The sequence below is a fragment of the Streptomyces sp. NPDC001852 genome (genome assembly GCF_042891825.1).
Classification (GTDB): domain Bacteria; phylum Actinomycetota; class Actinomycetes; order Streptomycetales; family Streptomycetaceae; genus Streptomyces.
On record NZ_JBIATN010000004.1, the window covers coordinates 293,798 to 320,752 of the forward strand.

At 72.9% G+C, this 26,955-nt stretch carries 24 protein-coding genes and 7 tRNA genes; 20 read left to right on the plus strand and 11 right to left on the minus strand.

Features of this window, described 5'->3' with window-relative positions; translation table 11 throughout:
* Positions 1–280: 280 nt before the first annotated feature.
* The 3 genes from cobT to ACFYZB_RS09345 all read left to right on the plus strand — a co-directional run bounded on the left by cobT (position 281) and on the right by ACFYZB_RS09345 (position 6,747).
* Positions 281–4,453: a nicotinate-nucleotide--dimethylbenzimidazole phosphoribosyltransferase gene (gene cobT, locus ACFYZB_RS09335; protein WP_388756188.1), complete on the plus strand. Its 4,173-nt coding sequence runs from the start codon at positions 281–283 to the stop codon at positions 4,451–4,453.
* A 154-nt stretch (positions 4,454–4,607) separates the two neighbouring features.
* Positions 4,608–5,840, plus strand: coding sequence for a uroporphyrinogen-III C-methyltransferase (gene cobA / locus ACFYZB_RS09340; RefSeq protein WP_388756190.1), 1,233 nt, complete (start codon positions 4,608–4,610; stop codon positions 5,838–5,840).
* An 88-nt stretch (positions 5,841–5,928) separates the two neighbouring features.
* Positions 5,929–6,747 (plus strand): RNA methyltransferase, encoded by an 819-nt coding sequence (locus tag ACFYZB_RS09345; protein ID WP_351206437.1) that lies wholly within the window; start codon positions 5,929–5,931, stop codon positions 6,745–6,747.
* Here the strand turns inward: ACFYZB_RS09345 and ACFYZB_RS09350 are convergent.
* On the minus strand, positions 6,714–8,189 hold the full coding sequence (locus tag ACFYZB_RS09350) for a protein kinase (protein ID WP_388756192.1): 1,476 nt from the start codon (positions 8,187–8,189) through the stop codon (positions 6,714–6,716). The genes ACFYZB_RS09345 and ACFYZB_RS09350 overlap by 34 nt on opposite strands.
* 601 nt (positions 8,190–8,790) lie before the next feature.
* Between ACFYZB_RS09350 and ACFYZB_RS09355 the strand changes: the two genes are divergently transcribed.
* The 3 genes from ACFYZB_RS09355 (at position 8,791) to ACFYZB_RS09365 (ending at position 10,647) form a co-directional block, all read left to right on the plus strand.
* Complete coding sequence (locus tag ACFYZB_RS09355; protein ID WP_030343942.1) at positions 8,791–8,967, plus strand: hypothetical protein; 177 nt, start codon at positions 8,791–8,793, stop codon at positions 8,965–8,967.
* Positions 8,968–9,310: 343 nt separating this feature from the next.
* On the plus strand, positions 9,311–10,276 hold the full coding sequence (locus ACFYZB_RS09360; protein ID WP_388756195.1) for a phosphotransferase family protein: 966 nt from the start codon (positions 9,311–9,313) through the stop codon (positions 10,274–10,276).
* Positions 10,277–10,356: 80 nt separating this feature from the next.
* Positions 10,357–10,647, plus strand: a complete 291-nt coding sequence (locus ACFYZB_RS09365; RefSeq protein WP_351211691.1) for a zf-TFIIB domain-containing protein — start codon at positions 10,357–10,359, stop codon at positions 10,645–10,647.
* Between the two features lie 47 nt (positions 10,648–10,694).
* On the opposite strand, the gene ACFYZB_RS09370 is transcribed toward ACFYZB_RS09365, so the two are convergent.
* From ACFYZB_RS09370 to ACFYZB_RS09390, 5 genes are all read right to left on the minus strand, one after another.
* Positions 10,695–10,766, minus strand: a tRNA-Val gene (locus ACFYZB_RS09370).
* Positions 10,767–10,795: 29 nt separating this feature from the next.
* Positions 10,796–10,867: transfer RNA gene (locus tag ACFYZB_RS09375), tRNA-Val, on the minus strand.
* 47 nt (positions 10,868–10,914) lie between these two features.
* Positions 10,915–10,986: transfer RNA gene (locus ACFYZB_RS09380), tRNA-Val, on the minus strand.
* Position 10,987: 1 nt separating this feature from the next.
* A tRNA-Cys gene (locus ACFYZB_RS09385) sits at positions 10,988–11,061 on the minus strand.
* Positions 11,062–11,096: 35 nt separating this feature from the next.
* Positions 11,097–11,169, minus strand: a tRNA-Gly gene (locus tag ACFYZB_RS09390).
* A 178-nt stretch (positions 11,170–11,347) separates the two neighbouring features.
* Between ACFYZB_RS09390 and ACFYZB_RS09395 the strand changes: the two genes are divergently transcribed.
* Genes ACFYZB_RS09395 through ACFYZB_RS09405 form a run of 3 tightly spaced genes read left to right on the plus strand, consistent with a single transcriptional unit; the run spans position 11,348 to position 14,099 of the window.
* Positions 11,348–12,403, plus strand: coding sequence for a chorismate-binding protein (locus ACFYZB_RS09395; RefSeq protein ID WP_388756198.1), 1,056 nt, complete (start codon positions 11,348–11,350; stop codon positions 12,401–12,403).
* Entirely contained in the window at positions 12,400–13,221 is an 822-nt protein-coding gene (locus tag ACFYZB_RS09400; RefSeq protein ID WP_388756200.1) for an aminotransferase class IV, read from the plus strand. Before ACFYZB_RS09395 ends, ACFYZB_RS09400 begins: the two co-directional genes overlap by 4 nt.
* A 53-nt stretch (positions 13,222–13,274) precedes the next feature.
* On the plus strand, positions 13,275–14,099 hold the full coding sequence (locus ACFYZB_RS09405) for a GNAT family N-acetyltransferase (RefSeq protein ID WP_388756203.1): 825 nt from the start codon (positions 13,275–13,277) through the stop codon (positions 14,097–14,099).
* 14 nt (positions 14,100–14,113) lie between these two features.
* On the opposite strand, the gene ACFYZB_RS09410 is transcribed toward ACFYZB_RS09405, so the two are convergent.
* Positions 14,114–14,638, minus strand: coding sequence for a DsbA family protein (locus tag ACFYZB_RS09410; protein WP_351211683.1), 525 nt, complete (start codon positions 14,636–14,638; stop codon positions 14,114–14,116).
* A gap of 237 nt (positions 14,639–14,875) precedes the next feature.
* On the opposite strand from ACFYZB_RS09410, the gene ACFYZB_RS09415 reads away from it, so the two are divergent.
* Positions 14,876–15,316, plus strand: a complete 441-nt coding sequence (locus ACFYZB_RS09415) for a hypothetical protein (protein WP_351211681.1) — start codon at positions 14,876–14,878, stop codon at positions 15,314–15,316.
* A gap of 177 nt (positions 15,317–15,493) precedes the next feature.
* Positions 15,494–15,646, plus strand: a complete 153-nt coding sequence (locus tag ACFYZB_RS09420) for a hypothetical protein (protein ID WP_165289388.1) — start codon at positions 15,494–15,496, stop codon at positions 15,644–15,646.
* 150 nt (positions 15,647–15,796) lie between these two features.
* Here ACFYZB_RS09420 and ACFYZB_RS09425 read toward each other — a convergent pair whose 3' ends face one another.
* The gene (locus ACFYZB_RS09425; protein WP_351804428.1) at positions 15,797–16,357 is read right to left on the minus strand and encodes a CGNR zinc finger domain-containing protein; all 561 of its coding nucleotides are present in this window, start codon (positions 16,355–16,357) and stop codon (positions 15,797–15,799) included.
* 302 nt (positions 16,358–16,659) lie between these two features.
* Positions 16,660–17,073, minus strand: a complete 414-nt coding sequence (locus ACFYZB_RS09430; protein WP_004002642.1) for an SsgA family sporulation/cell division regulator — start codon at positions 17,071–17,073, stop codon at positions 16,660–16,662.
* 191 nt (positions 17,074–17,264) lie between these two features.
* On the opposite strand from ACFYZB_RS09430, the gene ACFYZB_RS09435 reads away from it, so the two are divergent.
* The 5 genes from ACFYZB_RS09435 to ACFYZB_RS09455 all read left to right on the plus strand — a co-directional run bounded on the left by ACFYZB_RS09435 (position 17,265) and on the right by ACFYZB_RS09455 (position 20,786).
* On the plus strand, positions 17,265–17,741 hold the full coding sequence (locus ACFYZB_RS09435; protein ID WP_388756207.1) for a TIGR02611 family protein: 477 nt from the start codon (positions 17,265–17,267) through the stop codon (positions 17,739–17,741).
* An 84-nt stretch (positions 17,742–17,825) separates the two neighbouring features.
* Positions 17,826–17,897 (plus strand) — tRNA-Val (locus ACFYZB_RS09440).
* Between the two features lie 937 nt (positions 17,898–18,834).
* Complete coding sequence (locus tag ACFYZB_RS09445) at positions 18,835–20,184, plus strand: ABC transporter substrate-binding protein (protein WP_388756210.1); 1,350 nt, start codon at positions 18,835–18,837, stop codon at positions 20,182–20,184.
* Between the two features lie 44 nt (positions 20,185–20,228).
* The gene (locus tag ACFYZB_RS09450; protein ID WP_388756213.1) at positions 20,229–20,675 is read left to right on the plus strand and encodes an SRPBCC family protein; all 447 of its coding nucleotides are present in this window, start codon (positions 20,229–20,231) and stop codon (positions 20,673–20,675) included.
* A 39-nt stretch (positions 20,676–20,714) separates the two neighbouring features.
* Positions 20,715–20,786, plus strand: a tRNA-Val gene (locus ACFYZB_RS09455).
* 53 nt (positions 20,787–20,839) lie between these two features.
* Here ACFYZB_RS09455 and ACFYZB_RS09460 read toward each other — a convergent pair.
* Positions 20,840–21,565 (minus strand): 3'-5' exonuclease, encoded by a 726-nt coding sequence (locus tag ACFYZB_RS09460; protein ID WP_388756215.1) that lies wholly within the window; start codon positions 21,563–21,565, stop codon positions 20,840–20,842.
* Between the two features lie 168 nt (positions 21,566–21,733).
* Here ACFYZB_RS09460 and ACFYZB_RS09465 point away from each other — a divergent pair, with 168 nt between their 5' ends.
* The 3 genes from ACFYZB_RS09465 (at position 21,734) to thrS (ending at position 25,627) form a co-directional block, all read left to right on the plus strand.
* Positions 21,734–22,300 carry a DUF4365 domain-containing protein gene (locus ACFYZB_RS09465; protein ID WP_055708375.1) on the plus strand — a complete coding sequence of 189 codons (567 nt, stop codon included), beginning with the start codon at positions 21,734–21,736 and terminating at the stop codon, positions 22,298–22,300.
* A complete protein-coding gene (locus ACFYZB_RS09470; RefSeq protein ID WP_388756218.1) occupies positions 22,297–23,529 on the plus strand; it encodes a hypothetical protein in 1,233 nt (410 codons plus the stop codon). The genes ACFYZB_RS09465 and ACFYZB_RS09470 overlap by 4 nt, the downstream gene beginning before the upstream one ends.
* Positions 23,530–23,650: 121 nt before the next feature.
* Entirely contained in the window at positions 23,651–25,627 is a 1,977-nt protein-coding gene (gene thrS, locus ACFYZB_RS09475) for a threonine--tRNA ligase (RefSeq protein WP_388756221.1), read from the plus strand.
* A 37-nt stretch (positions 25,628–25,664) separates the two neighbouring features.
* On the opposite strand, the gene ACFYZB_RS09480 is transcribed toward thrS, so the two are convergent.
* Positions 25,665–26,321 (minus strand): potassium channel family protein, encoded by a 657-nt coding sequence (locus tag ACFYZB_RS09480; protein WP_388756224.1) that lies wholly within the window; start codon positions 26,319–26,321, stop codon positions 25,665–25,667.
* A 67-nt stretch (positions 26,322–26,388) separates the two neighbouring features.
* Here ACFYZB_RS09480 and ACFYZB_RS09485 point away from each other — a divergent pair, with 67 nt between their 5' ends.
* Complete coding sequence (locus ACFYZB_RS09485) at positions 26,389–26,946, plus strand: HIT domain-containing protein (RefSeq protein ID WP_351211655.1); 558 nt, start codon at positions 26,389–26,391, stop codon at positions 26,944–26,946.
* Positions 26,947–26,955 lie beyond the last annotated feature (9 nt).

Consider the following 26,955-nt stretch of genomic DNA (forward strand, 5'->3'; position numbering starts at 1 on the left):
TCGTTCGTCAATGTCCGGAAAGCACGCCCGTTTTGGGGTGGGTGTGGTACTGCGGAACCGGAGGACGCGCAACGTGGCGCAGTCCACAGCGGGCTGTCGCGGATCATGCTGTCGCGACGGCGCGACGGCCGGGACAATGCCACTGAATGGCTTTGTCGCCTTTTTCGGCGGGTCGTTCGTGCCGCTGGGCACGGACGCTCGTTCTTCACTACGGGCGGTCGGTGCGCCGTTCCGGGTGAGCTGGTCGTAGGAGCACTAAACCGATGGGCGAGGGGTACGCATGACCGACACCGGCCAGGTCCCGGCCGAGGGGCAGCCGGAGAGCGCAGGCATGGTGGAGCAGCCGGGCGTCGCCGCGCACGGTGCGTACACCTACCTCTCCGAGGCACCCGCCGAGGACGAAGAGCTGCTGCTGCCGGGTGCCCAGGGCGCGTGGGGCAACGAGGTTGCGCCACCCGCTCCGGAACCGGTCGTCGAGGCCGTCCACGAGCCGGGCCCGCACGAGACGGCCGGCCGTGACAGCGGCTCCGTCGACCTCAGCGGTGTCCGCCTGCCGAATCCGTCCCCGGCGGCCGTGCCGCCGTCGCCGGCCCTCTCGGCCCCGCAGGAGCAGCCGGCCGCCGCGCAGGCGCCGCGCCGTCCGCTGCACCTCGGCCCGCCGATCCCCGACGCCTCCGCCAGCCCGGTCCGCTCCCTCGCCGACCGCGGCCCGGCCGGAGCGCCGGTACGCCAGCCCGGTCCGCCCGCGACCGGCGCCGAGTACCCCGACGCCCAGCCGCTGCGCGACATGGCGCCGCCGAGTGCGGCGCCCTGGGGTGCGGTGCCCGCCGCCGTGGTGGCCGAGGCCGGCACACCGGCACCGGCCGTGCCGGCCCACGTCGGCACGCAGGCGCCGGCCGCCGAAACGGTTGACCCGGCCCCCGTCTCCGCCGACGTCGCCGCCGAGGCCGACCCGTCCGGCGCCGCCCAGGCCGCCGTCGCCCGCCTCGCCAACCAGGCGGCCGCACCGGCACCCGGCACCGCGCAGGTGGTCCACGGCCATGACGGCGTGCAGCCGGTGCACGGACACGACGGCGTGTACGCGGCTCCCGCGGGCGCGATGCCCGAGGGCGTCCAGCAGCTCTCCGACGAGCCCGGTCAGGGCATGGCCGGTGCGCAGCCCGTGGACGCCACGACCGCCGTGGACGGTGTCCTCGGGGACGCGGAGGGCGCCGCTGGTGCTGGTGTGCCCAGGGCCGAAGCGGAGGCCGGCCTCGTTGCCGAGGGTGCCGTGGTGGCGCCCGAGGCCGCCGAGCAGGCCGCTGTGGTGGCCGACGCCGGCGATCCGGCCGCGGCCGCCCCGATGGCCGACGCCGCCCCCGCGCCGGAGACGGCGCTGGTGAGCCCCGCCGATCCGGGTGCCGCTCATGCGGCACAGGTCCCGGCGGTGCCGGACGGGCCCGTGCCCGGTGGGATGCCCCAGGACGCCCTGGCAGCCGTCGGCGCCGAGCCGTCCGCGCCGGCTCAGCCCCCGGGCCCCGCTCGGAACGGCGAGGCCGCGGAGCAGGGCGAGGGCGCGCCGGTCGCCGACGCCGGGCAGGCCGACACGGCTGCCGCCGAGCCGGTCGTCGTACAGGGCAGTGCTGAGACCGCGGACCCCGTCCCCGCACAGCAGGCGCCGGGCGCGGCCCAGACCGCCGAGGAGGCCGTCCCCGCCCAGAGCGAGGCCGCCGCCCCGGCACAGCCGGACCCGAACATGCCCGGTGCCGTGGAGCCGCAGCCTGGCGTGATGGAAAGTCAGCCCGGCGCGGTGGAGGTCCCCGCAGTGGTGGAGGCCCCCGGCGCGATGCAGGGTCAGCCCGGCATGGTGGACGGTCAGCCCTCCGCCGTCCAGGACGCGTCCTCCACTGCGCAGGACGCCCCCGCCCATCCGGCGCCCGCCGCCGACGTCGTGACGGCGCCCGAACCGGCGGCCCTGCCCGAGCCCGGCACTCCGGGTGAGGCCGCGGAGCCCGCCCGGGCGGAGACCCCGGCCCCCGCCCCGGCACAGGACGCCGCACCGGCAGCGGCCGCCGCCGACGGCGCACCCGAGCCGCAGCCCTACCCCGCGCAGGGCCCCCAGTTGGCGGAGCCCGTCGCGGTCACCGCCGGGGCCGCGCCCGGCACGGCGCAGCCCGCCGCCGTACCGCAGCAGCAGGCTCCGGACCGGGCCGAGCCGGTCGCGCAGGACGCGGTCCACGCGGTCGCTCCGGACGCCGCCGCCGAGACGGCCGCCGTGAACGCCCCGGACGCGCCCGCCGGCCCGCAGACGCGGCCCGCCGAGGCCGTCGGGGCACCGGTCGCCGACGGCGCCCCGGCGCCGGCCGCCGCCGAGTCCGTGACCGTGCCGGCCGACCGCGTCGAGGGTGCCCCCGCGCACCCGGAGACCGCCGGCCAGGCCGGGCCGCTGCCGTCCGGTGTTTCGCCGGCGGCGCATCCGGAGCAGCCGATGGGGCAGTTCGTGCAGGTCGAGGGCCATGTGCCCACCACCCCGCACCTGGCGCCGACCCCGCCGCAGCCCCTGGTCCTCGCCGCCGAGGACGCGCCGGAGCCGGTGGCCATGGTGCCGGCACCCCGCGAGGCCGAGCCCGAGCCCGTGGCGGCCCCCGAGGTCGTACAGCACGCGGAGGACCTGCAGACCAGGGCCGCCGACCAGGAGGAGGAGAGCACGGCCGAAGTGGCGGAAGCACCCCAGTCCACCGGCCCCGCCGCGCCCGGCTACAACGACGCCGAGCGCGAGGCCGTCCTGAAGGTCATGCGCGAGCGCCGCGACATCCGCAACGGCTTCCGGGGCGACCCCATCCCGCACGAGGTGCTGCTCCGCGTCCTGGAGGCCGCCCACACGGCGCCCTCCGTGGGCCACTCGCAGCCCTGGGACTTCGTCGTCATCCGCTCCGCCGACACCCGGCGGACGATGCACGAACTGGCGATGCGTCAGCGTGAGGCCTACGCCAAGTCGCTGCCGAAGGGCCGGGCCAAGCAGTTCAAGGAACTGAAGATCGAGGCCATCCTCGACACCCCGGTCAACATCGTCGTCACCGCCGACCCCACCCGAGGGGGCCGGCACACCCTCGGCCGGCACACCCAGCCGCAGATGGCGCCGTACTCCGCCGCTCTCGCCGTCGAGAACCTCTGGCTCGCCGCCCGCGCCGAAGGCCTCGGCGTCGGCTGGGTCAGCTTCTTCGACGAGCGCGAGATGGTCCGCGCGCTCGGCCTGCCCGAGCATCTGGAGGTCATCGCCTACCTGTGCGTCGGGTACGTCGACGAGTTCCCGGACGAGCCCGAGCTGATGCAGGCCGGCTGGTCCAAGCGACGCCCCCTGTCCTGGGTGGTGCACGAGGAGACGTACGGCCGCCGCGCCCTGCCCGGAGAGGAACCCCACGACCTGCTTGCCGAGACCGTCGCACAGATCCGCCCGCTCGACGCCAAGGCCCTCGGTGAGGCCTGGGAGCGCCAGAAGCGCATGACCAAGCCGGCCGGGGCGCTGGGCATGCTGGAGATCATCTCCGCGCAGCTGTCCGGGCTGTCCCGGCAGTGCCCGCCGCCGATCCCGGAGCCCGCCGCCGTCGCCATCTTCGCGGGTGACCACGGCGTCCACGCCCAGGGCGTCACCCCCTGGCCGCAGGAGGTCACCGCCCAGATGGTGGCCAACTTCCTCGGCGGGGGAGCGGTCTGCAACGCCTTCGCGGGCCAGGTCGGCGCCGAGGTGTGCGTCGTGGACGTCGGTGTCGCCGCCGACCTCCCGGCCACCCCCGGCCTGCTGCCCCGCAAGATCCGCGGCGGCACGTCCGACATGACCACCGGCCCCGCGATGACCCGCGAGGAGGCCAAGGCGGCCATCGAGGTCGGCATCGAGACCGCCCGCGACCTGGTGGCGGCCGGCAACAAGGCGCTGCTCACCGGCGAGATGGGCATCGCCAACACCACGGCGTCCGCGGCGCTGATCTCCGTCTTCACCGGCGCCGACCCGGCCGAGGTGACCGGCCGTGGCACCGGCATCAACGACGAGACGCTGGCCCGCAAGACCGAGGTCGTCCGCCGCGCCCTGGAGGTCCACCAGCCGGACCCGGCCGACCCGATCGGTGTCCTGGCCGCGATCGGCGGCTTCGAGCACGCGGCCATGGTCGGCCTGCTCCTCGGTGGCGCCTCCCTGCGGACGCCGGTCATCCTGGACGGCGTCAGTGCCGGCGCCGCGGCCCTGGTCGCCCGCGCCATCGCCCCCGAGGTGCTGGCGGCCTGCATCGCGGGCCACCGCAGCGCCGAACCCGGCCACGTGGCCGCCCTCAACAAGCTCGGTCTGCGCCCGCTGGTCGACCTCGACCTGCGCCTGGGCGAGGGCACGGGTGCCCTGCTGGCGCTGCCGCTGGTGCAGAGCACGGCCCGGGCGATGCACGAGGTGGCCACGTTCGATTCGGCCGGGGTCACCGAGAAGTAGGGGTCACCGAGGTCACAGGAGGGGTGGCTCCGGCGTTCCAGCAGCCGGACCACCCCGTGCCCCCACCCCCGTACACAGCTAAAATCCGCACGTCAGGGCCGCTCCGCCGCCGCAGCGCGCCCACCGCACCGCCCTGCACGAGGAGCCGTCCCTCATGGCCGAACACCCCGCCTACCCCGTAGGCCTCCGCCTCTCCGGCCGCCGCGTGGTCGTCCTCGGGGCCGGCACGGTGGTCCAGCGCCGTCTCCCGGCACTCATCGCGGCCGGTGCGGACATCGTCGTCGTGTCACCCGAGGCGACCCCCTCCGTCGAGGCCATGGCGGAAGCGGGCGAGATCACCTGGGTCGGGCGCCCGTACCAGGACGGCGACCTCGCCGAGGCCTGGTACGCCCTCATCGCCACCAGCGACCCCGGGACCAACGCCGCCGCCTCCGCCGAGGCGGAGCGCCACCGGGTCTGGTGCGTGCGCTCGGACGACGCGGACCAGGCGACCGCCTGGACCCCGGCGACCGGTCACAGCGAGGGGGTCACCGTGGCCGTGCTCACCACGGACGCGCGCGGCCGCGACCCCCGGCACACCGCCGCCATCCGGGACGCGGTGGTGGAGGGCCTGCGCGACGGCACCCTGGTGGCGCCGCACCACCGCACCCGCACCCCCGGCGTCGCCCTGGTCGGCGGCGGTCCCGGCGACCCCGACCTGATCACGGTCCGCGGCCGTCGGCTGCTCGCCGAGGCGGACGTCGTCATCGCCGACCGGCTCGGCCCGCGCGACCTGCTCGCCGAACTCCCGCCGCACGTCGAGGTGATCGACGCGGCGAAGATCCCGTACGGCCGGTTCATGGCCCAGGAGGCCATCAACAACGCGCTCATCGAGCACGCCAAGCAGGGCAAGTCGGTCGTACGGCTCAAGGGCGGCGACCCGTTCGTGTTCGGCCGGGGCATGGAGGAGATCCAGGCGCTCGCCGAGGCCGGCATCCCCTGCACCGTGGTCCCTGGCATCTCCAGCTCGATCTCGGTGCCGGGCGCGGCCGGCATCCCGGTCACCCACCGGGGCGTCGCGCACGAGTTCACGGTCGTCAGCGGCCATGTCGCCCCGGACGACGAGCGCTCGCTGGTCGACTGGCCGTCGCTGGCGAAGCTCACCGGCACGCTCGTGATCCTGATGGGCGTCGACAAGATCGGGAAGATCGCCGAGACGCTCGTCGCGCACGGCAAGTCCCCCAACACCCCGGTCGCGCTGGTGCAGGAGGGTACGACGGCCGCGCAGCGCCGCGTCGACGCCACCCTCGCCACGGTCGCCGAGACGGTACGGACCGAGGAAGTGAAGCCCCCGGCGGTCATCGTCGTCGGCCGGGTCGTGACCGTCGGCCCGCAGCCCGGTGCCTGATCATCCACCGCTTGATCACGCGTAACCCGGGGTAACCTACTCGTTCCCAGCCGTTGGCAGCACACCCAGGACAAGGCAGTATCACCCTGTGGCCGATCTCATCACCGTCGAGGATCCCGACGACCCGCGCCTCTCCGACTACACAGGCCTGACCGACGTCGAGCTGCGCCGCAAGCGCGAGCCCGCCGAAGGCCTGTTCATCGCGGAGGGCGAGAAGGTCATCCGCAGGGCCAAGGAAGCCGGCTACGAGATGCGCTCCATGCTGCTCTCGGCCAAGTGGATCGACGTCATGCGCGACGTCATCGACGAACTCCCCGCCCCGGTCTACGCCGTGAGCCCCGAGCTCGCCGAGCAGGTCACCGGCTACCACGTGCACCGCGGCGCGCTCGCCTCCATGCAGCGCAAGCCGCTGCCCACGGCCGGTGAACTGCTGCGCTCCGCACGCCGGGTCGTGGTCATGGAGTCGGTCAACGACCACACCAACATCGGCGCGATCTTCCGCTCGGCCGCCGCCCTCGGCATGGACGCGGTCCTGCTGTCGCCCGACTGTGCCGACCCGCTGTACCGCCGGAGCGTCAAGGTCTCCATGGGCGCGGTGTTCTCGGTGCCGTACGCCCGCCTGGAGACCTGGCCGAAGGGCCTGGACTCGGTCCGCGAGGCCGGCTTCACGCTGCTCGCGCTCACCCCGGACGACAAGGCCCGCAGCCTGGACGACGCCGCCCCGCACCGGATGGACCGGGTGGCGCTGATGCTCGGCGCCGAGGGCGACGGGCTGTCCACCCAGGCCCTGGTCGCCGCCGACGAATGGGTGCGCATCCCGATGTCCCACGGCGTCGACTCGCTCAACGTGGGCGCGGCCGCGGCGGTCGCCTTCTACGCGGTGACCGCCGGCCGCCCGGAGGCCTGACCCTCCCCGGCCGGTTTCCCGACCGCCGGCCGCCCCCGGAAGTCCTGGCCCGGCGTCGGCCCGTACCGGTCGGCCGTCGGCCGGTCGGCGTCCGCCGGCGGACGGCTCGACTGCGCGTGCTGCCGGCGCGGGCCGCCGTCGCCGCCGAGGCCGCGGGCCGGACCCTGGCAGCCCTGGGCTACCGCGATGCCGAGCGCCACCAGCAGCGTCACCACGACGAACACGAACAGCCGCTGGCGCAGCAGCCGGGGATTGGCCGGCCGCAGTCCGGTGCCCGTCGTACGCTGCCCCGGCCGCCCGGAACCCCCGCGCTGGGCCGGACGGCTCCCGTTGCCCGAGCCCCGGCCGCCGCGCGGCGGTGGGGTCGGGCGCGCCGAGCCCTGCCGTGCGGGGGCCCCCGCACCGTTGCCGCGCGGCCCGCTGCCGGTGCGCGCGGACGCTCCGCCGCGCGCCGGCGCGCCGCCCCGGGCGGAGGCACCACCGCGCGGCGGCGGAGTGCCGGGGGCGGTGCGCCGCTGGGTGCGCTGCTGCTCGGGGTAGGTGTCGACGAGCCGCCCGGTGGGCCTGTCCGCCTCCGCGGCGCGGGGCGCCGGCGGCCGTGGGTCGCCCAGGCCCTGCGCCTCGCGGGCCGCGATCTCCTTGAGCCGCAGTGACAGCTGCAGCGTGCTGGGCCGGTCCTCGGGATCCTTCGCCAGGCAGGCCCGCACCAGGGGGGCGAGCGCGTCCGGTACGCCGTACAGCTGCGGTTCCTCGTGCACCACCCGGTACAGCATCACCTCGGAACTGCCGTGCCCGAAGGGCGAGTCGCCGGTGGAGGCGTAGGCGAGGGTCGCGCCCAGGGAGAACACGTCCGTCGCCGGGGTGACGGCCGCGCCGCGCACCTGCTCGGGCGCGAGGAACCCGGGGGAGCCGACCGCCGTGCCGACATGGGTGAGCGTGGAGGCGCCGGTGGCCCAGGCGATGCCGAAGTCGATGATCCGCGGCCCCTTGGGGGACAGCAGGATGTTGGACGGCTTCAGGTCCCGGTGGACCACCCCGGCCTCGTGCACGGCGACCAGGCCCTCGGAGAGCGCCGCGCCGACCGCCGCGGTGTCGGCCGCGCTCAGCGGGCCCTCGTCCGCGACCTTGTCGTGCAGGGAGGGTCCGGGCACGTACTGCGTGGCGAACCAGGGCCGCTCGGCGTCCAGGTCCGCGGCGACCAGCCGGGCCGTGCAGCCGCCCCTGATCCGCCGGGCCGCCGAGACCTCACGGGCGAACCGCGACCGGAACTCCTGGTCCTCCGCGAGATCGGGCCGGATCACCTTCAGCGCGACCCGTTGCCCCTTCTTGTCGGAGCCGAGGTAGACCACGCCCATCCCGCCCGCGCCGAGCCGTCGGTGAAGCCTGAACGAGCCGACGACGCGCGGGTCCTCGCGCCTCAGGCGCATCATCGCCATGTTCATCCCCGCTGCCCGGTCCCTGTGACGTGGCACAGCTTACGTTTCCACGGCCGCCTGCGCGCAGAGGCCGCGCCCTCCGGGCCGGACGGATTGCGCCGACCGCCCGTACGGCATGAAACACGGTCAGGAAGCAGGCCGAAACGGGGGCCTTGAGCCGTCGGCACCGCCAACGCGGCGTCGGCGTCCGGGTGTTGAGGTCACGGGACGGCAGGTGGTGCCGGTCCGGGCAGCCGTCCGGCACCCACCGCGGAACGGCCGCGGAGCCGGGCGCGGGACGGGCCGGGCGCCGGGCACGACGCAGCTCCCACACCCGTCCGGAGTGATCGAAGTCACTCGCCGTGACCGTCGGACGCTTCGGAAACGAGCGGACACAGCGGGCACCCCTTCCGGGAAGACCCCGAGACCCCGACCGGCGTCTCCACCCAGGGGAGTACGTCCTGAGTCGCCGCTCATCCTCGGGGAGGCCCGGCAATCGGTACGAAGGCATGACGCCCGGCAGCCGCCCCGCGCCTAGATTTGAGGTCAAGCGGCGGGTGCAGCACTCGTCCCCCGAGGTCAGACACCCGCCGCTGCCGATGACAACCGAACGGTCAGGAGAGGAACCATGGCCCACACGGCACCGCGACGCCCGGCGTTCGCACCGCGCCGCACGGGCCGCCGCCACCCCCTGGTGGCGACGCTCATGGCCCTTCCCCTGGCGGCCCTGCTCCTGCTCGTCTTCGACGGCTGGGAGACGGTGGCCACACAGGCGTCGTCCGTGGGTGCGATGCTGGGGCGCTGAGCGGCGACCCCAGGCCCGGAAGAGCGGTCCGGGCGGGGACATCCATCCAGGAAACCCCGTGGGGACGGGGGTGCGGCGGACGGCACAAATGCCGGCGCAGCTGGGGAGCTGCGCCGGCATGCGCCGTTTTCGGGCGCCCCCACGCTGCACCGGGCGCCTTGTCGCCGTCTCGGCCTGCGGCCCGTCTCGCGACCGCGGGTCCGTCGTGGCTGGTCGCGCACCCCGCGCCCGCCGGGGAGCCGCAGTGCCGGCACCTGCGAAGCACCGCCGCCGGCGCGGGCAGGCGTCCCCCCGGCCACGCGCCGGTACGCTCACGTGCGCACCCCACCTTCCCGAGGCACCGTTGACCGCAGACACCCGCGCCCTCATACCCGCGCTCAGCGCGGAGGCCACAGCCGTCGCCCACCCGGACCGCACCGGCGACGCGCCCTGTGCCTGCGGCAGCACCCCCCTCGCCGACCGCCCCGACGCCACCGTCGTACGGCACGCCGACACCGTCGCCAAGGCCCACGCGCCCCGGATCGACTCCGCCGGGCTGACCCGGCGCCTCGCCGTGGCCGCCCGCCTCCCGGACGTGTTCCTGGCCCCGCTCTCCCCGGACCCCGTCCCCGTGCTGGACCGCCTGGTGACCTTCTGGCCGTACGGCGCCCCCGTGGACCCCGACGCCCCGGACGCGGCCCCCTGGGAGGCCACCGGCGCCCTCCTCGCCCGTCTGCACCGCACGCCCCCGCCCGAGGGCCTGCCCCCGATGCGCGGCCCGGTCAAGGCCGCCCGCGCGGTCGCCCGGCTGCACTCGGCCCTGCGCTCCGCGGCCGGCCCCCCTCCGGCGGCCGGCCCGGTACTCGCCGCCTGGGGCGCGCTCCCCGCCTGGGCCCGCGCCGAGGCCCCCATGCCCGGCACCCCCGCCCTCTGCCACGGCGACCTGCACCTCGGCCAGCTCGTCCGCCATCCGGCACCGGACGGCCCGTGGCGCCTGATCGACGTCGACGACCTGGGAACCGGCGTGCCGGCCTGGGACCTCGCCCGCCCGGCCGCCTGGTACGCCTGCGGACTCCTCCCGCCCGGCGACTGGACCCGCTTCCTCGGTGCGTACCAGCGGGCCCGCGGCCCGGCCGTGCCCGCCGCCGGGGACCCCTGGCCCGCCCTGGACGTCCCCGCCCGCGCGCTGACCGTGCAGACGGCCGCCCTCGCCCTCACCAAGGCCCTCGCGGCCGGCCGGCGGCTGGACGAGGTGGAACAGGCGGTCGTCGACGCATGTGCCCGAATGGCCCCGATTCCGCACCAGTTGGCGCCCGAAACCACGTACTAGGCTGCAACCGACCGGGGGCGGACGGAGTCTGTCCTGGGAGAACACGAAGCGGGACCGACCGGCGAGGAGTTGAGCCGACCATGCATTGTCCGAAGTGCCACGCGCCGATGCACACCTACAACCGCAGCGGCGTCCAGATCGAACAGTGCAGCGGCTGCCGCGGCATCTTCCTCGACTACGGCGAGCTGGAGGCCCTGACCCAGCTGGAGGCCCAGTGGTCCCAGCCCGCCCCGCAGGCCTACCCGGCGCCGCCCGCGCCCGCCTGGGGCGCCCCGCACGGAGGGCATCACGGCGGCCACCACGGCGGCCACGGACACTACGACCATCACGGCCACCACAAGAGCTGGGCGCACATGCTCTTCTCCAGCTGAGGACACGGAGAAGCCCCCGGTCGCGCGACCGGGGGCGTTCTGGTGTGTGGACGATACTGGGATTGAACCAGTGACCTCTTCCGTGTCAGGGAAGCGCTCTCCCGCTGAGCTAATCGTCCGCAGGCCGTGACCCGAGGGTCACGGACAGTGCGCGATACTGGGATTGAACCAGTGACCTCTTCCGTGTCAGGGAAGCGCTCTCCCGCTGAGCTAATCGCGCGGGTGGGGATCTTCGAAAAGACCCGTGGATCCTGCGAGAAGATCCAGTGGACGATACTGGGATTGAACCAGTGACCTCTTCCGTGTCAGGGAAGCGCTCTCCCGCTGAGCTAATCGTCCTTGGAGGTGGAGACGGGATTTGAACCCGTGTAGACGGCTTTGCAGGCCGTTGCCTCGCCTCTCGGCCACTCCACCAGGAGTGTAGGGGATCGGGACGACCCCTTCCTTCGAGCGGACGACGAGGCTCGAACTCGCGACCTCAACCTTGGCAAGGTTGCGCTCTACCAACTGAGCTACGTCCGCTTGTCGTTTCGGTCCGCTTCCGCGTCCCGGCGACGTGTTGAACTCTAGCGGATTCCCGGGCCAGTACAAAAACGCGTTTGCGCAGCGTGCTGCGCTGCCCCCGGCGGACCCCGTGGTCACAGTCCGCTCCGGGACATCCCGGGGCCACCTGTCGGACACCCGACCTAGACTCGACCACGTGCTCTCCCACCCTTCCGGTCTCCCTGCCCTGGCCCGTTTCGGCGACCGCGTCGCGACCGGCCTGCTCGACGTGACCAGCGACCCGGCCGCCCTGGACTCCGCGGGCTTCTGGGCCGTCTGCGCGGACTTCGAGGGGCGGCTGACCTGCGCCCGCTTCGCCGACGTACGCGAGGAGCCGGTGCCCGCCCCGGTGCCGGGCGGCTGGCGGGGCCCGGCGGTGGAGGACTGGACCTCCTCCCTGGACCGGGCCGCGTACACGGCCGCCGTCCGCCGGATACGCGAGCACATCGCGGCCGGCGAGGTCTACCAGGCCAACCTCTGCCGCGTGCTCAGCGCGCCGGTCGTCCCGGACGCCGACGTCGACGCCCTGACCGCCCTGCTGGCCCGCGGGAACCCGGCGCCGTACGCCGGGACGATCCGGCTGCCCGAGCACGGCGTGGAGATCGCCACCGCCTCGCCCGAGCTGTTCCTGCGCCGGCACGGACGTGTCGTGGAGTCGGGGCCGATCAAGGGCACCGGACGCACCGAGGCGGACCTGCTGGAGAAGGACTACGCCGAGAACGTGATGATCGTGGACCTGGTCCGCAACGACATCGGGCGCGTCTGCGCGACCGGCAGCGTGACCGTCCCCGACCTGTGCGCGGTGGAGAAGCACCCCGGCCTGGTCCACCTGGTCTCCACGGTCCGCGGCGAGCTCCGGGACGGGGCCGGCTGGCCGGACCTGCTGGCCGCCGCCTTCCCGCCCGGCTCGGTCACCGGCGCGCCCAAGTCGAGCGCCCTGCGGATCATCGAGGCCCTGGAGACCGCCCCGCGCGGCCCGTACTGCGGCGGCATCGGCTGGGTCGACGCCGACCGGGGCACGGGCGAGCTGGCCGTCGGCATCCGCACCTTCTGGATCGACCGCGCCCAGGCCGCCCTGCGCTTCGGTACCGGCGCCGGCATCACCTGGGGCTCGGACCCCGAGGGCGAGTGGCGGGAGACCGAGCTGAAGGCGTCCCGGCTGCTCGCGGTAGCGTCGGGGGTGTACGACGCAAGCGGAGGGGTGTTGGCATGAGGATCTGGCTGGACGGCGGGCTGCGGGACCTGGAGTCCGCCCGTGTCTCCGTCTTCGACCACGGGCTGACCGTCGGCGACGGCATCTTCGAGACGGTGAAGGCGGTCCACGGCAGGCCGTTCGCCCTCACCCGGCACCTGGACCGGCTGACCCGCTCGGCCCGGGGCCTCGGCCTGCCCGACCCCGATCAGGACGAGGTCCGCGAGGCCTGCGCGGCGGTCCTGGAGGCGAACCCGATGCCGCTCGGCAGGCTGCGGATCACCTACACCGGCGGCCACGGCCCGCTCGGCTCCGACCGCGGCGAGCACGGCCCGACCCTCGTGGTCGCCGTCGGCGAGACCACCCGCCGCCCGGACTCCACCGCCGTGATCACCGTCCCGTGGACCCGCAACGAGCGCGGCGCCCTCACCGGCCTGAAGACCACCTCGTACGCCGAGAACGTCGTCGCCCTCGCCCGCGCCCATGAACACGGCGCCTCCGAGGCCCTGTTCGGCAACACGGTCGGACAGCTCTGCGAGGGCACCGGGTCGAACGTCTTCGTCGTCCTCGACGGCGAGATCCACACCCCGCCGGTCGCCTCCGGCTGCCTTGCCGGCATCACCCGCGCGCTCACCGTCGAGTGGACCGGCGCCAGGGAGACCGACCTGCCCCTGGACGTCCTGCAGCGCGCCGACGAGGTCTTCCTCACCTCGACCCTGCGCGACATCCAGGCCGTCCACCGGGTGGACGACCGCGAGCTGTCCGACACCCCGGGCCCGGTGACCGCCAAGGCGATGCAGATCTTCGACGAGCGTTCCGGGCAGGACCTGGACCCGTGACGGCCGGGAAAACCGGGCTGACGTGAGTCGTCCGAACGGGTAGAACACCCCTGATGACCACGACCCTGCGGCCGGCCGAGCCGCTCCAGCAGCATCCCGACGGCACCCGTTCCCGCCGCTACCAGGTGTGCGTGAACAGCCGCCCCGTCGGCGAGATCCACCTCGGCACCTCGCCGTCCCTCGGCGAGTCGGTGGCCCGCGTCATCGACCTGCGGATCGACGAGCCCGACCGGCGGCGCGGCCGGGGCACGGTGGCCGCACTCGCCGCCGAGGAGGTCGCGCGCGGCTGGGGCTGCACGCAGATCGAGGCCCGCGTGCCCGCCTCGGCCGACATCGCCCTGCGGCTCTTCGGCACCCTCGGCTACACCCTGCGCAACCGCGGCATGGAGAAGCGCCTCGGCGCCACCCCGCCCGCGCTGCCGCCGGGCAGCAGTGCGCGGCCGATGACCGAGGCGGAGTTCGAGGCGTGGCGTCACTACGAGAGCGAGCGCTACGCCCGGGTGTGGATCGACCTGGGACTCCCGGAGGCGGACACCCGCGCCAGGGTCCGCGAGGGCCACGCGAGGATGCTTCCGGACGGGCTGCACACCGAGGGCATGCTGTTCAGTGTCCTGGAGCACGCGGGAGTCCGGGTGGGCATCCTGTGGGTCGCCCTGCAGGACGGCCGGGCCCATGTGTTCGACGTCGAGGCCGACGCGGCCCACCGCGGCCGGGGACACGGCCGTACGCTCATGCTCCTCGCCGAGCGCCAGGCGATCGAGGCCGGCCGGCCGGTCCTCGGCCTCAATGTGTTCGCGGGCAACGCCCCGGCCGAGCGGCTGTACGAGTCGCTCGGCTACGAGACCACGGTCCGCGTCCTCGCCAAGCCCCTGCTGTAGGAGTCCCCGAAGGGTCAGGCGTCCTGCTCGCCCAGCAGCCGGTCGGCGATCTCCTCGATGCGCGTCCGCAGCCCCTCCTGGCTCTTGCCGCCGTCGAGGCGTTCGCCGCCGATGACGTACGTCGGCGTGCCGGTCACCCCGATCGCCTTGCCCTCGGCCTGGTCGGCGTCCACGATCAGGATGTGCCGGCCGTCGATCAGCGCGGTGTCGAACTCCTCGGCGTCCAGGCCGAGTTCACGGGCCACCTCGACCAGGAGGGGCTCGCCCCTGCGGTCCAGCTCCTCGACCCGCCCCAGCACGGCCTCCACGTACGGCCAGCCCTTGCCCTGCGCCAGCGCCTCCTCGGCGGCCTGCGCGGCGGCGAAGGCGTGCTGGTGCTTCTCCAGCGGGAAGTGCCGCAGCCGCAGCTCCAGCCGGTCGCCGTAGCGTGCCCGCAGGGCGCGGACGTCGTCCAGGGCGGTGCGGCAGTCGGGGCACTGCAGTTCGCACCAGACGTCGAGGACCAGGGCATCGGTGCGTGCAGGGGAGGAGTCGCTCATGACGACCAGTCTTCCAGGCCGGACGCGGGCGACCCAATCGGGACGGCACGGGCCGTACGGGACCGCACCGGCACTCCGGTAGGAGACGACCCGGAGATGTCCCTGATGTCCCGCGGGGGCGTGGCATCGCGAGGACGGGTAGGGGCAGGATGGAGGGGACGGAGGCGGTGCGCCGTGCCGGTGTGCCGCGTTCGCCGGACCTGCCTTCCACCCGACCGAGCCCGCCAGGAGGACCGGATGATTGCCGAGACCGTCTGCTCCGCCGTGTCCGCGGCGGGCCTGGGCATCGCGGTGGTCACGGCCTACCGCAGGCGTTTCCTCGCGGCGACCCGCATCGCGGCCTACTCGCTGGTGCCGGTCGGCCTGGTGATGACCGGGGTCGTCGGCTGGCTCGCCGACACCGCCTTCAGCCCCACCGCCTGGGCGGGCTTCGGGGTGCTGGGCGCGGCCTGGCTCCTGTTCGCGGGCACCCGGGCGGTCGAACGCCGGCGCGGTGGCACCCGCGCCGAGCGCAGGGCGGCCGGGGGCGACCGGTCCGAGGCCGTGGCCCCGGGGGCCTCGGCGCCCTCCCTGGGCCCGGGCACCCGGCCCGCGACGGGCTCCGCCGCCCCGCGTGCCAAGGGCTCCACCGAGGACTTCAGCGACATCGAGGCCATCCTCAAGAAGCACGGCATATGACGCCGTGCCCGGAGTGACCCTCTCGGACTGAAACGACACAGAGCGTCGTGCGGACGTCCGGAAGCGTTCACAACCCGAAGCAAGTCGGACGGTACGGCGCGTTATACGGCAACTCCCGCATAACGCGGGTGTGTTGATCGCGCAAGGGGCCTCTCCTGCGCCATGATCTGCGGCGAGATGCTGGACACGAGACAGAGCGAGGCCGCGCCGCCGAAGGACGAGCCGCGCGGGTGCCTCTTCGCCCTATCCCAGCCACCGCTGATGATCTTCCTTGCGGTGATCGGGTGTCTGCTCCTCATGGCTGCGCTGCACGACCTGCTGTTGCTGTGAGCCGTACACGTCCGTCCCGGCGCCACCCGCCGGGACCGACGTCGCCCAGGCCTCCGGCCGACGGCGATGCGCCGGCAGCGTGGGCGCGGCCAGCCGCAACGCACCCCCACCCGGCGCCCGCAGCAACCCCTGCGGTGCTCTCCCGAGCGATCACCCCGTCGCTTCCTTGCGGCGCGCCCGGTACGCGGCCACGTGCAGCCGGTTGCCGCAGGTGCGGCTGTCGCAGTAACGGCGCGAGCGGTTGCGGGAGAGGTCGACGAAGGCGCGCCGGCAGTCCGGTGCCTCGCAGCGCCGCAGTCGCTCCTGCTCCCCGGCCACCACGAAGAACGCGAGCGCCATCCCGCAGTCGGCGGCGAGATGGTCGGCCACGGAGGCGCCGGGTGCGAAGTAGTGCACATGCCAGTCGTAGCCGTCGTGGTCCGTCAGGCGCGGGGTGGTGCCCGCCGCGGCGACCAGTTCGTTGATCAGCCCGGCGGCGGAGCGGGCGTCGGGCGCGGCGAAGATCGCCGCGAAGCGCCCCCGGACCCTGCGCACCGCCGAGAGATCGAACTCCGACAGCACACCCACATCGCTGATCTCGTGGTTTCGTACGAAATCCGCGAGCGCCGGGACATCGGGCAGTCCGTCGGCCGCCGCGTCGTCCTCCGGCGCGGTGTTCACCAGATCCACCACGGTGTCGAGGGCGCACCGGGTGTCGTGGGTGATCAGCACGTTTCGCTCCCTGGCCTGGGGGTCGGGCCGACGCCCGCCGATGGTGGCCGATGGTAGCGACAACCCCGCCCACCGCACCGGCCTCCGCCGGACCTCGCTGCCCGTAGAACGCCTCCGCGCCCGGGGTGGTTCCCGCCCGGGGCGGCGCGCGTAGGTCATGGCCACGACGAACCTTCGGGCACAGACCGGCGCCGTCGCGCGTGAATCGCTCACGGTGACGGCGCCGGGCTGTGCCGTATGCGGTTGTCTTGGCCCGAGCCGTCTCCCCGAGTGGACGGCGCCGGGCTGCTTTCGGCCGCGACCTAGCTCTCCGCCAGGATGTGCGAGAGCTCCTGATCCAGATCGAAGTGCCGGTGCTCCGTGCCGGGCGGCACGGCGGCGTCGGTTCGCTTCAGGAAGGACTCCAGGGCCCGCGCCGGGGCCTCGAGCAGGGCCTCCCCCTCCGGGGAGCTGAGGGCGATGCACACGACGCCCTGACCGTGGCTGCGCGACGGCCAGACACGGACGTCGCCGGTTCCGGTGGGCCGGTGGAGCCCCTCGGCGAGGAGGTCGCGGGCGAACACCCACTCGACGGTCTCCTCGGCTCCGGTGTGGAAGGTGGCGTGCACGGCGTAGGGGTCGGCCGTGTCGTACCGCAGGCCTGCGGGGACAGGCAGGGAGGACTCGCTCGACACAACGAGGCGCAGGTGCAGCTCGCAGCTGACCGTGGTGTTCATAAGCGCCAGGGCCTTTCGCTCAGTGTGCGCTCGGGGATTCGCACGTCGGCGAAATCGACATGCCACCTACGATGCCGTTGTAAACCCCTCTGAGGGTTTTGCGTGTCTTTACGTAACTCTTCCGGCCGAGAACTCGTACGAGATCTACGACCATTCCGGTGACTGGATTCACTCCGGTAGGGTTTGTCTGTATGAATACGGGGAGTGACGAGCCGGGTGAGGTCGTCATGGCGGCGGACAGGGCGAGGACGGACCGGCGCGAACCAGGGCACAACAACGGGCGTGGGACCGGTGACGGGCTCGGCTCCCGGGCGCCGGAATTCGTCAGGGCCCGCCGGCTGCTGCACCTGAGCTGGCAGGTCGGCGTCTTCGTGGTCGGCCTCGCGGTGGTCGTCGCCGGCATCGTCATGCTGCCGCTGCCGGGACCCGGCTGGGTGGTGATCTTCGGCGGCATGGCGATCTGGGCGACCGAGTTCGTCTGGGCTCAGCTCGCGCTCCGCTGGACCAAGCGCAAGGTCACCGAGGCCGCCCAGCGGGCCCTCGATCCCCGCGTGCGCCGCCGCAACATCACACTGACCGCGATCGGGCTGGTGATCGTGGCCGTGCTGGTCGGGATCTACGTGGGGCAGTTCGGCCTCGTCATGCCGTGGAAGATCAAGGATCAGTGACGCGGCCCCGCCGCCCGGTCGCCCGCCGCGCCGGCCTGTGGTCGGAGGCACCCCCTGACATGGGGTAATGTTCTTCCTGCGCCCGGGCGATTAGCTCAGTGGGAGAGCGCTTCGTTCACACCGAAGAGGTCACTGGTTCGAACCCAGTATCGCCCACCCGGACCGACGGCCCACCTGCGAGACAGCAGGTGGGCCGTCGGCGTATGCGCCCCCGCACCCATGCGCGAACCGTCGGCGGCTCTCCTGTCGCAACAGGCCACCCGCAGGGCATCGCGGCGGGCGCCGCTCCGGCGGCCGCTCGACCGAGGTGTGGCCCCACGAGCAGGGGAACAAGGCGCCGGCGAACGCAGACCCTCCGGGACTTCGACAAGCCGTGCAAGGCGCACGAGGACTCCAGCACCGGCAAGCGCGCGGGGCGGCGCCGCGGCGACACCTGCGAGGCGCACCTCCCGCAAGGGCGACCGGAGACCGCCCGGTCCGCCCTCCTCGGACCGGTTCAAGCCGCTGGGCAACGGGCGGCTGGGGCTGCCGCCGAAGATCGGGCGACGTGCGGGTGAAGTGGACCGCGGTCTGCCGTCCGCACCGTCGTCGGTGCGCTGGTCAAGGACCGGTCCGACCGGTATCGGGTCGCCTTCGTCGTGGTGCCCGGCCGCGCCGGACGCCTTTCCGCCCGTTCACGGGGGCCAGGGCATCGACCTGGCCCTGACCCGCTTCGTGGTCCTCACGACGGCTCGCACATCGCCGCCACCCCGCACCTGCGGCTGCGTGTCGCTCGCAGGCGGGGGTGAGCACCGGGCCGTCTTCGCGGAGACCCGAACGTGAAGGGCCTGGCACGCACCCGCATGGCCGCCCGACCGGCTCGCCGCTCCGCCCGGCTGACTCCCGCTCACCGTGTCCGTCCCGTTCGGTCCGTCGGTCGTACCCCGCTCACCTGCGCGAACGGCCGACAGGTCGGCTCCACCGCCCGCCCCGCCCCGAAGAAAATCCTGTCCGACTCATTGACGCACCCCGAGCCCCTCCGTCACTTGTGCCAGCAAGCGCTTACTTGAAACGATTCATGAAGGCGGCGACGACACTGCGGGAGGGCCCCACCATGGGAACCAGCAGGAATCTGGAGAGGCGAACGATCCTGAAGGCCGCCGGGGCCTCCGCGGTCGCGCTCGGGCTCGCCGCGCCGACCGGGTGTGACGGCGGAAGCGGTTCCGGGGATGGGATGGTGACGATCCGTTACTCCTGGTGGGGCGCCGAGGAGCGGGCCGAGAAGATCAACCGGACCATCGCCCTCTTCGAGAAGAAGTACCCGAAGATCAAGGTCAAGACCGACTTCCAGACCTACGCGTCCTTCTGGGAGAAGTTCCAGACCCAGGCCGCCGGCGGAAATCCCCCGGATGTTTTCCAAAATGCCGTCACCTTTCTCCGGAAGTACGACAAGCGGGGAATTCTCCTCGACCTCAAGTCCCAGGTGCAGGCAGGCAATCTGACCCTGGATCACTTCCGCGACGGCGTGACGAAGGTCGGCGAGGTCGACGGAAAACAGCTCGGAATTCCCGTCGGTTCCAACACCATGGCGCTCGTCGTCGACAAGAAGGTGTTCGAGAAGGCCGGCGTCGAGCCGCACACGGGATGGACCTGGGACGACTACTTCAAGGATCTGAAGACCGTCCGCGACAGGACGAAGGTCCCCGGGGACACCGGCTACTTCACCATCATGTACCTGTACGACCTCTACCTCCGCCAGAACGGCAAGGCGTTCTACACCAAGGACGGACTCGGCTTCGACAAGGCCGATCTGACGGAGTGGTGGACCGACGGCTACAACCGCGTCAAGGCGGGCATCGTCACGGATCCGAAGGTCGTCCAGCAGGACAGCCCCAAGTCCTCGCTCTCCGCCGGCCACGGCGCCTCGGAGTTCACCTGGGACAACTTCACCGTCCGCTACGAGAGCGAGGGCAACAGCACCTACGGCCTCGCCCCCATCCCCACCACGGACGGCAAGCACACCGGCCAGTACCTCGCCTCCCTGATGCTCAGCGCCTCCGCCCACACCTCCCACCCCAAGGAGGTCGCCCGGTTCATCGACTTCATGGTCCACGACCCCGAGGTCGGCAAGATCATGGGCTACGACCGGGGCATCCTCGCCGGCACCGAGCAGTACGACGCGTACAAGCCGACGGACCCGGTCAACAAGGAGATCGCGCAGTACGAGGCCGACACCGCCAAGGCGGGCGTCCTCGGCGAGATCACCCCGCACCCCTCCGGTGCCGACACCATCGAGTGGCGAGCTGGGTGTCCAGCAACGACACCGCGCTCTACGGCCTCGCGGCCATCGAGAACCTGGCGCTGCTCGGTGACCGGATGCCCTAGGCCGAGCTGGGGGAGCGCCGTCGCACGGGCGGCGGCGCTCGCCCACAGAGTCTGCCCCGGCGTACGGCGCGGTGCATGAGTACGCGTACTCAGATCCCCGCCCGGCCGGGGCAGACTCCTCCCATGGACTGGACCCACTACCGCTTCCGCAGCCTGTGGTCCCTGCCCGCCCCGCCCGCCGCCGTGTACGCGGTGCTGGAGCGGCCCGAGGACTATCCGGGCTGGTGGCCGCAGGTCCGCTCGGTGACGAGGCTCGACGAGGACACCGGGGTGATCACCATCCGGTCGGTCCTGCCGTACGACATGACCTTCACGGCACGGCGGATCCACCCCGACGCCGACGCCGGTGTGCTGGAGGTCACCCTCTCCGGTGACATCGAGGGCTGGGCGCGCTGGACGGTCACCGCCGAGGGCTCCGGGACCCTGGCCCGCTACGACCAGGAAGTGCACGTGCACAAGCCGCTGCTCCGCCGGCTCGCCGTACCCGGCCGCCCGGTCTTCCGCGCCAACCACCGCCTGATGATGCGGTCCGGGCGGCGCGGGTTGCTGCGCCATCTGCAAGCGGTTTGAAGGATCGTCGCCGGGACCTGTATTGTTCAGTGCGTTCCCGGGCGATTAGCTCAGTGGGAGAGCGCTTCGTTCACACCGAAGAGGTCACTGGTTCGAACCCAGTATCGCCCACCGGGAGAGGCCGGTCCGCAGCAGCGGACCGGCCTTCTGCGTGCTCAGCGGGCTCACGCCGCCGCCGGCAGCTCCGGCCTGAGTGGCCAGTCCGTGCTGACGATCTCCTCCGAGCCGCTGCGTGCGAACCAGGCCTGGAGCCCGCGGGCCTGCGCCGCGTGCCAGCCCGCCTGGAGGGCGTGCAGCTCGGCGGGGGACAGGCGCTCCAGCCGGGTCGCGAAACGGCGGCCCAGGGCGCGTACGACGTCCAGCGCGGCCAGTGCGTCGGCCGCCGCGTCGTGCGCGCCCTGCAGCGTCACGCCGTAGTGCTCGCACAGGTCGGTCAGCGTGCGGCGGCCCTTGCGGTAGCGGTCCAGGTGCTTGTCCAGCACGCGCGGGTCCAGCACCCTGAGCGGCGTCGACTCGAACCAGTGGTCCAGCGACGACGCCCGGTGCCGGCGCAACTCCCGGTCCAGCAAGGTGAGATCGAAGGGCGCGTTCATCACCACCAGCGGGCGGCCCATCGCCGCGTGCTCCGCCAGCTGCTCGGCTATCTCGTACATCACCGGCGCCGGCCAGCGGCCGTTGTGCTGCAGGTGCTCCTCCGTCAGCCCGTGCACCGCCGTGGCCTCCTCGGGCACCGGCACCCCCGGGTTCACCAGCCAGCGGGTGACCCGCGGCCGGGTGCCCGGCGCGTCCTGGACGACGACGGCGGCCGACACGATCCGGTCGGTCTCGACGTCCACGCCCGTCGTCTCCGTGTCGAAGGCGGCCAGCGGCCCCTCGTACCAGTACGTCATCCCAACCCAACTCCTCGTTCACCCGGGGCAGGTGACGTTCCGTCTTCTGCCCGTTTGGTGATACCCGGGCCGTTTGCGCCGTACGCCGGGAGGAGACAACAGGAGTACGGGTCTTTGCTGTTCAGCGGCCCGCAGCGGGGAAACTCTTGGCTTGGAAGGCTGTTGGTCATGGCCATTGCGCAGCCCGAGCGGGGCGGGCTGCTGCCCGATCGCACGGGCCCCCTTCGCGGCACGCTCGCCACCACCGCCTGCATGGAGACACTGCAGGTCGGCTATCTGCACGCGGTCGCCGCCGCGGCCGGCTGCTCGCTGTCCCAGCCATTCCCGGACAACGGCATCGACTGGCACGTCAGCCACAGCGCGCCCGGACACACCGTCGACGACGAGGTCACCATCAAGGTGCAGCTCAAGGCCACGTACCAGGTCGCGCCGAACCCCCCGGGCCGTACCTTCTCCTTCACCCTCGACAACGACCATCTGCGCAAGCTCGCCCGCACACCCGTCTCGGTGCACAAGATCCTGGTCGTCATGCTCGTCCCGCGCTCGCAGGACGACTGGCTGCGTGCCAGCCACGACCGGCTCGACCTCAGGCACTGCTGCTACTGGGTCAACCTGGCCGGCCACCCGATCACCGGCCGGCACCGGACCACCGTGCGGATCCCGACCACGCGCATCTTCGACGACCGGGCGCTCTGCGAGATCATGACGCGGGTCGGAACGGGAGGCAGGCCATGAGGAGCCGTCCGTACGAGGAGCTGCCGCGCCAGGTCCGGCCGCATCCCGACGACCTCCCCTGGAACCGGCCCCCGGAGCCCACCGAGGTCGACCCCGCCGTGCTCGGCGCCCTGCTGCACCGGCACGGCTGGCAGCGGCGCGGCGGGGCCCCCGGACGCTACGGCCGCTGGACCCCGCCGGGACCCGGGGGTGGCGGGACCAGCCTGCTGGTGCCGGAGACCCGCGCCTTCCCCGACAGCGACGACCTGCTCGGCGAGGCCCTGGACGCCCTCGCACGCAGCGGGACGCCCGCCGCCCGCGAGGTGCTGATCTCCCTCGCCGTGCCCAGCGACGAGATCCGCTGGTGGCGCGACACCCCGGGCGGCCCCGTCGGCTCCGCCCCCTGGACGGCCGACGAGCAACTGCGCGGCGCCGCCCGGCAGATGCTGCTCGCCGCCGCGCTCGCCACACGCGCGCGTGCCGGCTACTACGGCGCCCGCCACCGCCGCGCCGCCGCCGCGCTGCTGGAGGACGTCCTCATCGGGCCCGCCGCCGAGGACCGGCACCTCACCGCCTTCGTGCCCGTGCCCCTCGGCCGCCCGCTCGCCGTCCGCCTGCACCAGGCCCTGTGCGCCGCCCGCGAGGCCGTCGACTACCAGCGGGCCACCGGCGGGATGGACGCCTTCGACGGGGCGATCGAGGCCGGCGTCAGCCGCGAACTGACCGAGGCGCTGGCCGCGCTCGTGCGGGGCACCGAGGGCGCCCGGATCGCCGTCGCCTGGGCGCCCGGCGCCGGCGTCCCCGAGGGCTGCGCCCCCTGCGCCGAACCCGTCGAGTTCTCACCCGGCGACCTGCCCGTGCTGCGCGAGGCCGCCGCCCGCTACCTGCGCGAGGAACCCTCCGTACCGGTCCGCATCACCGGCGCCGTCGTCCGCATGCGCCGCTCCGGACCCGGCGGCGAGGGCGCCGTACGGCTGCGTGTCCTCGCCGGCGCCGACGTCCCGCACGTCCGCGTCACCCTGGACGAGGAGGACTACCGCATCGCCGGCCACGCCCACCTCGTCGGGCTCCCGGTGCGCGTGCACGGCCGGCTGGAGCGCCGGGGCGGTTTCCGCCGGCTCACCGGCGCCTCCGGGGTCGTACCCGTGCAGGTGGACGAGGGTGAGCGGGACCGGCTGCTGAAGTCCCTGCAGGAGAACCTCGACTTCTTCGAGGAGGCCTGCGGGGAGGCGTACGGGGACGAGGACTGAGGAGTGTCGGACAGGGGACCGAGGGTGACCGTTTCGCGGTCGGTGCCGTGAGGTCGGTACGATCGCCTGTGCGCGCGCTCCTGGTATGGCGCCGCACCCCACCTTCAGTCAGGAGAGACCGGTGTCAGACGTCCGTGTGATCATCCAACGCGATTCCGAGCGGGAAGAACGCGTGGTGACGACGGGCACTACGGCCGCCGACCTCTTCGCGGGCGAGCGCTCGATCATCGCCGCGCGCGTGGGCGGTGAGCTGAAGGACCTCGCGTACGCGCTGTCCGACGGTGACGAGGTCGAGGGCGTCGAGATCTCGTCCGAGGACGGCCTGAACATCCTGCGCCACTCCACCGCGCACGTCATGGCGCAGGCCGTGCAGGAGCTGTTCCCCGAGGCCAAGCTGGGCATCGGCCCGCCCGTCAAGGACGGCTTCTACTACGACTTCGACGTGGAGAAGCCGTTCACGCCTGAGGATCTCAAGGCCATCGAGAAGAAGATGCAGGAGATCCAGAAGCGCGGGCAGCGCTTCTCCCGCCGTGTGGTCACCGACGAGGCCGCCCGTGAGGAGCTGGCCGCCGAGCCGTACAAGCTGGAGCTGATCGGCCTCAAGGGCTCGGCGTCGCACGACGACGGAGCGGACGTCGAGGTCGGCGCCGGCGAGCTGACGATCTACGACAACCTGGACGCCAAGACCGGCGAGCTGTGCTGGAAGGACCTCTGCCGCGGTCCCCACCTGCCCTCCACCCGGCTCATCCCGGCGTTCAAGCTGATGCGCAACGCGGCCGCCTACTGGCGCGGCAGCGAGAAGAACCCGATGCTCCAGCGCATCTACGGCACCGCCTGGCCCTCCAAGGAGGAGCTGAAGGCGTACCTGGACTTCCTCGCCGAGGCCGAGAAGCGCGACCACCGCAAGCTCGGCACCGAGCTGGACCTCTTCTCCATCCCGGAGCAGATCGGCTCCGGCCTCGCGGTCTTCCACCCCAAGGGCGGCATCATCCGCCGGGTGATGGAGGACTACTCGCGCCGCCGCCACGAGGAAGAGGGCTACGAGTTCGTCTACACCCCGCACGCGACGAAGGGGAAGCTCTTCGAGACGTCCGGGCACCTGGACTGGTACGCCGAGGGCATGTACCCGCCCATGCAGCTCGACGAGGGCGTGGACTACTACCTCAAGCCCATGAACTGCCCGATGCACAACCTGATCTTCGACGCGCGCGGCCGCTCCTACCGCGAACTGCCGCTGCGCCTCTTCGAGTTCGGGACCGTGTACCGGTACGAGAAGTCGGGCGTCGTGCACGGCCTGACCCGTGCCCGCGGCTTCACGCAGGACGACGCGCACATCTACTGCACCCGTGAGCAGATGTCCGAGGAGCTGGACAAGACGCTCACCTTCGTCCTCGGCCTGCTGCGCGACTACGGCCTGACCGACTTCTACCTGGAGCTGTCCACCAAGGACCCGGAGAAGTTCGTCGGCTCCGACGAGGTCTGGGAGGAGGCGACCGAGACCCTGCGCCAGGTCGCCGAGAAGCAGGGCCTGCCCCTGGTCCCGGACCCGGGCGGCGCCGCCTTCTACGGCCCGAAGATCTCCGTCCAGGCCAAGGACGCCATCGGCCGCACCTGGCAGATGTCGACCATCCAGCTCGACTTCAACCTGCCCGAGCGCTTCAACCTGGAGTACACGGGCCCCGACGGCTCCAAGCAGCGCCCCGTCATGATCCACCGCGCGCTGTTCGGCTCCATCGAGCGGTTCTTCGCCGTCCTCCTGGAGCACTACGCCGGTGCCTTCCCGGCCTGGCTGGCCCCGGTCCAGGCGCTCGGCATCCCGATCGGCGACGCACACGTGGAGTACCTGGAGAAGTTCGCCGCGGCGGCCCGGAAGAAGGGCCTGCGCGTCGAGGTGGACTCCTCCTCGGACCGCATGCAGAAGAAGATCCGCAACGCCCAGAAGCAGAAGGTGCCCTTCATGGTCATCGCGGGCGACGAGGACATGTCGAACAACTCGGTGTCCTTCCGCTACCGCGACGGCTCCCAGGAGAACGGCATCCCGTTCGACGAGGCCATCGCGAAGATCGCGCAGGTCGTCCAGGAGCGGGCCCAGGTCTGATCCGGCGCCCCGCAGCGTACGAAGGCCCCCGGGAGACTCAGCTTCCCGGGGGCCTCTCGTCTCCCTCGCGGGTGAAGGTCTGCATCAGCCAGGACGAGAACGAGCCCGTCACCGCGCCGAGCAGGGCCAGGCCGCCGATCATCATCCCGGTGGCGATCGTCCGGCCCAGGGCGGTGACCGGGGTGATGTCCCCGTAGCCGACCGTGGTGAGGGTCGACGCGGCCCACCACACGGCGTCCCCGAACGTGCGCATGGTGGCGCCGGGCGCCCCGCGTTCCGCCTGGTAGACCGCGAGCGCGCCGGAGAAGCCGAGCAGCACGGTGGACAGGCCGGCGTAGGAGATCACCCGCGCGTGCAGCGCGAGCCGGGGCTGTCCGGCCTTCCGCTGGATGGCGTCGTACAGCGGGACCATCCGCAGCGGGCGCAGCAGGGGCAGGATGACCACCACCGTGTGCAGCATGTGCGTGGGGACGAACCGGACGCCCTGTCCGCTGAGCCGCCAGCGCACCGCGTAGTCCGCGGCGAACACCAGCCAGAGGCCGAGCATCACGCACCGGCACACGACATGCCAGAACGCGGGCATGTCCGTGGCCAGGACATGCGTGGCATACGCGGCCAGGAAGACCAGCGACGCCACGAAGAGGGGGATCTCGGTGCGCTGCGTCCAGCGCGCCGACCGGCTGTCGTCGTCCACCGGCCAAGCTTGGCCGGTGGCCTTCTTCCCGCCGCCCCGGCGACACGCCGCGAACGGGCGAAGCCATATGCTGCCTAGCATGACGAGTGAGCCGGAGCAGCAGATCGGAGTGGGGACGCAGGACGCGTTCCAGCGCTTGTGGACGCCCCACCGGATGGCCTACATCCAGGGCGAGGGCAAGCCGAGCGGTCCCGGGGCCGAGGACGGCTGTCCCTTCTGCGCGATCCCGGCCAAGTCCGACGAGGACGGACTGATCGTCCGGCGCGGTGAGCACGTGTACGCGGTCCTCAACCTCTACCCGTACAACGGCGGCCATCTCATGACCGTCCCGTACCGCCATGTGGCCGACTACACGGACCTGACCGGCCCGGAGACCGCGGAGCTCGCCGAGCTGACCAAGCAGGCGATGACGGCCCTGCGCACCGCGTCCGGCGCCCACGGCTTCAACATCGGCATGAACCAGGGCACGGTCGCGGGCGCCGGTATCGCCGCCCACCTGCACCAGCACATCGTGCCGCGCTGGGGTGGCGACACGAACTTCATGCCGGTGGTCGGCCACACGAAGGTGCTGCCGCAGCTGCTGGCCGACACCCGGAAGATGCTGGCGGAGGCCTGGCCGGCGTAGCCGCGGGGT

Excerpts from the sequence above, each read along its gene's own strand:
- cobT (WP_388756188.1), top strand. The coding sequence starts at position 281 with ATGACCGACACCGGCCAGGTCCCGGCCGAGGGGCAGCCGGAGAGCGCA.
- cobA (WP_388756190.1), top strand. The coding sequence starts at position 4,608 with ATGGCCGAACACCCCGCCTACCCCGTAGGCCTCCGCCTCTCCGGCCGC.
- ACFYZB_RS09350 (WP_388756192.1), bottom strand. The coding sequence starts at position 8,189 with ATGAACATGGCGATGATGCGCCTGAGGCGCGAGGACCCGCGCGTCGTC.
- ACFYZB_RS09355 (WP_030343942.1), top strand. The coding sequence starts at position 8,791 with ATGGCCCACACGGCACCGCGACGCCCGGCGTTCGCACCGCGCCGCACG.
- ACFYZB_RS09365 (WP_351211691.1), top strand. The coding sequence starts at position 10,357 with ATGCATTGTCCGAAGTGCCACGCGCCGATGCACACCTACAACCGCAGC.
- ACFYZB_RS09400 (WP_388756200.1), top strand. The coding sequence starts at position 12,400 with ATGAGGATCTGGCTGGACGGCGGGCTGCGGGACCTGGAGTCCGCCCGT.
- ACFYZB_RS09405 (WP_388756203.1), top strand. The coding sequence starts at position 13,275 with ATGACCACGACCCTGCGGCCGGCCGAGCCGCTCCAGCAGCATCCCGAC.
- ACFYZB_RS09410 (WP_351211683.1), bottom strand. The coding sequence starts at position 14,638 with ATGAGCGACTCCTCCCCTGCACGCACCGATGCCCTGGTCCTCGACGTC.
- ACFYZB_RS09415 (WP_351211681.1), top strand. The coding sequence starts at position 14,876 with ATGATTGCCGAGACCGTCTGCTCCGCCGTGTCCGCGGCGGGCCTGGGC.
- ACFYZB_RS09420 (WP_165289388.1), top strand. The coding sequence starts at position 15,494 with ATGCTGGACACGAGACAGAGCGAGGCCGCGCCGCCGAAGGACGAGCCG.
- ACFYZB_RS09430 (WP_004002642.1), bottom strand. The coding sequence starts at position 17,073 with ATGAACACCACGGTCAGCTGCGAGCTGCACCTGCGCCTCGTTGTGTCG.
- ACFYZB_RS09435 (WP_388756207.1), top strand. The coding sequence starts at position 17,265 with ATGAATACGGGGAGTGACGAGCCGGGTGAGGTCGTCATGGCGGCGGAC.
- ACFYZB_RS09445 (WP_388756210.1), top strand. The coding sequence starts at position 18,835 with ATGGGAACCAGCAGGAATCTGGAGAGGCGAACGATCCTGAAGGCCGCC.
- ACFYZB_RS09450 (WP_388756213.1), top strand. The coding sequence starts at position 20,229 with ATGGACTGGACCCACTACCGCTTCCGCAGCCTGTGGTCCCTGCCCGCC.
- ACFYZB_RS09460 (WP_388756215.1), bottom strand. The coding sequence starts at position 21,565 with ATGACGTACTGGTACGAGGGGCCGCTGGCCGCCTTCGACACGGAGACG.
- ACFYZB_RS09465 (WP_055708375.1), top strand. The coding sequence starts at position 21,734 with ATGGCCATTGCGCAGCCCGAGCGGGGCGGGCTGCTGCCCGATCGCACG.
- ACFYZB_RS09470 (WP_388756218.1), top strand. The coding sequence starts at position 22,297 with ATGAGGAGCCGTCCGTACGAGGAGCTGCCGCGCCAGGTCCGGCCGCAT.
- ACFYZB_RS09485 (WP_351211655.1), top strand. The coding sequence starts at position 26,389 with ATGCTGCCTAGCATGACGAGTGAGCCGGAGCAGCAGATCGGAGTGGGG.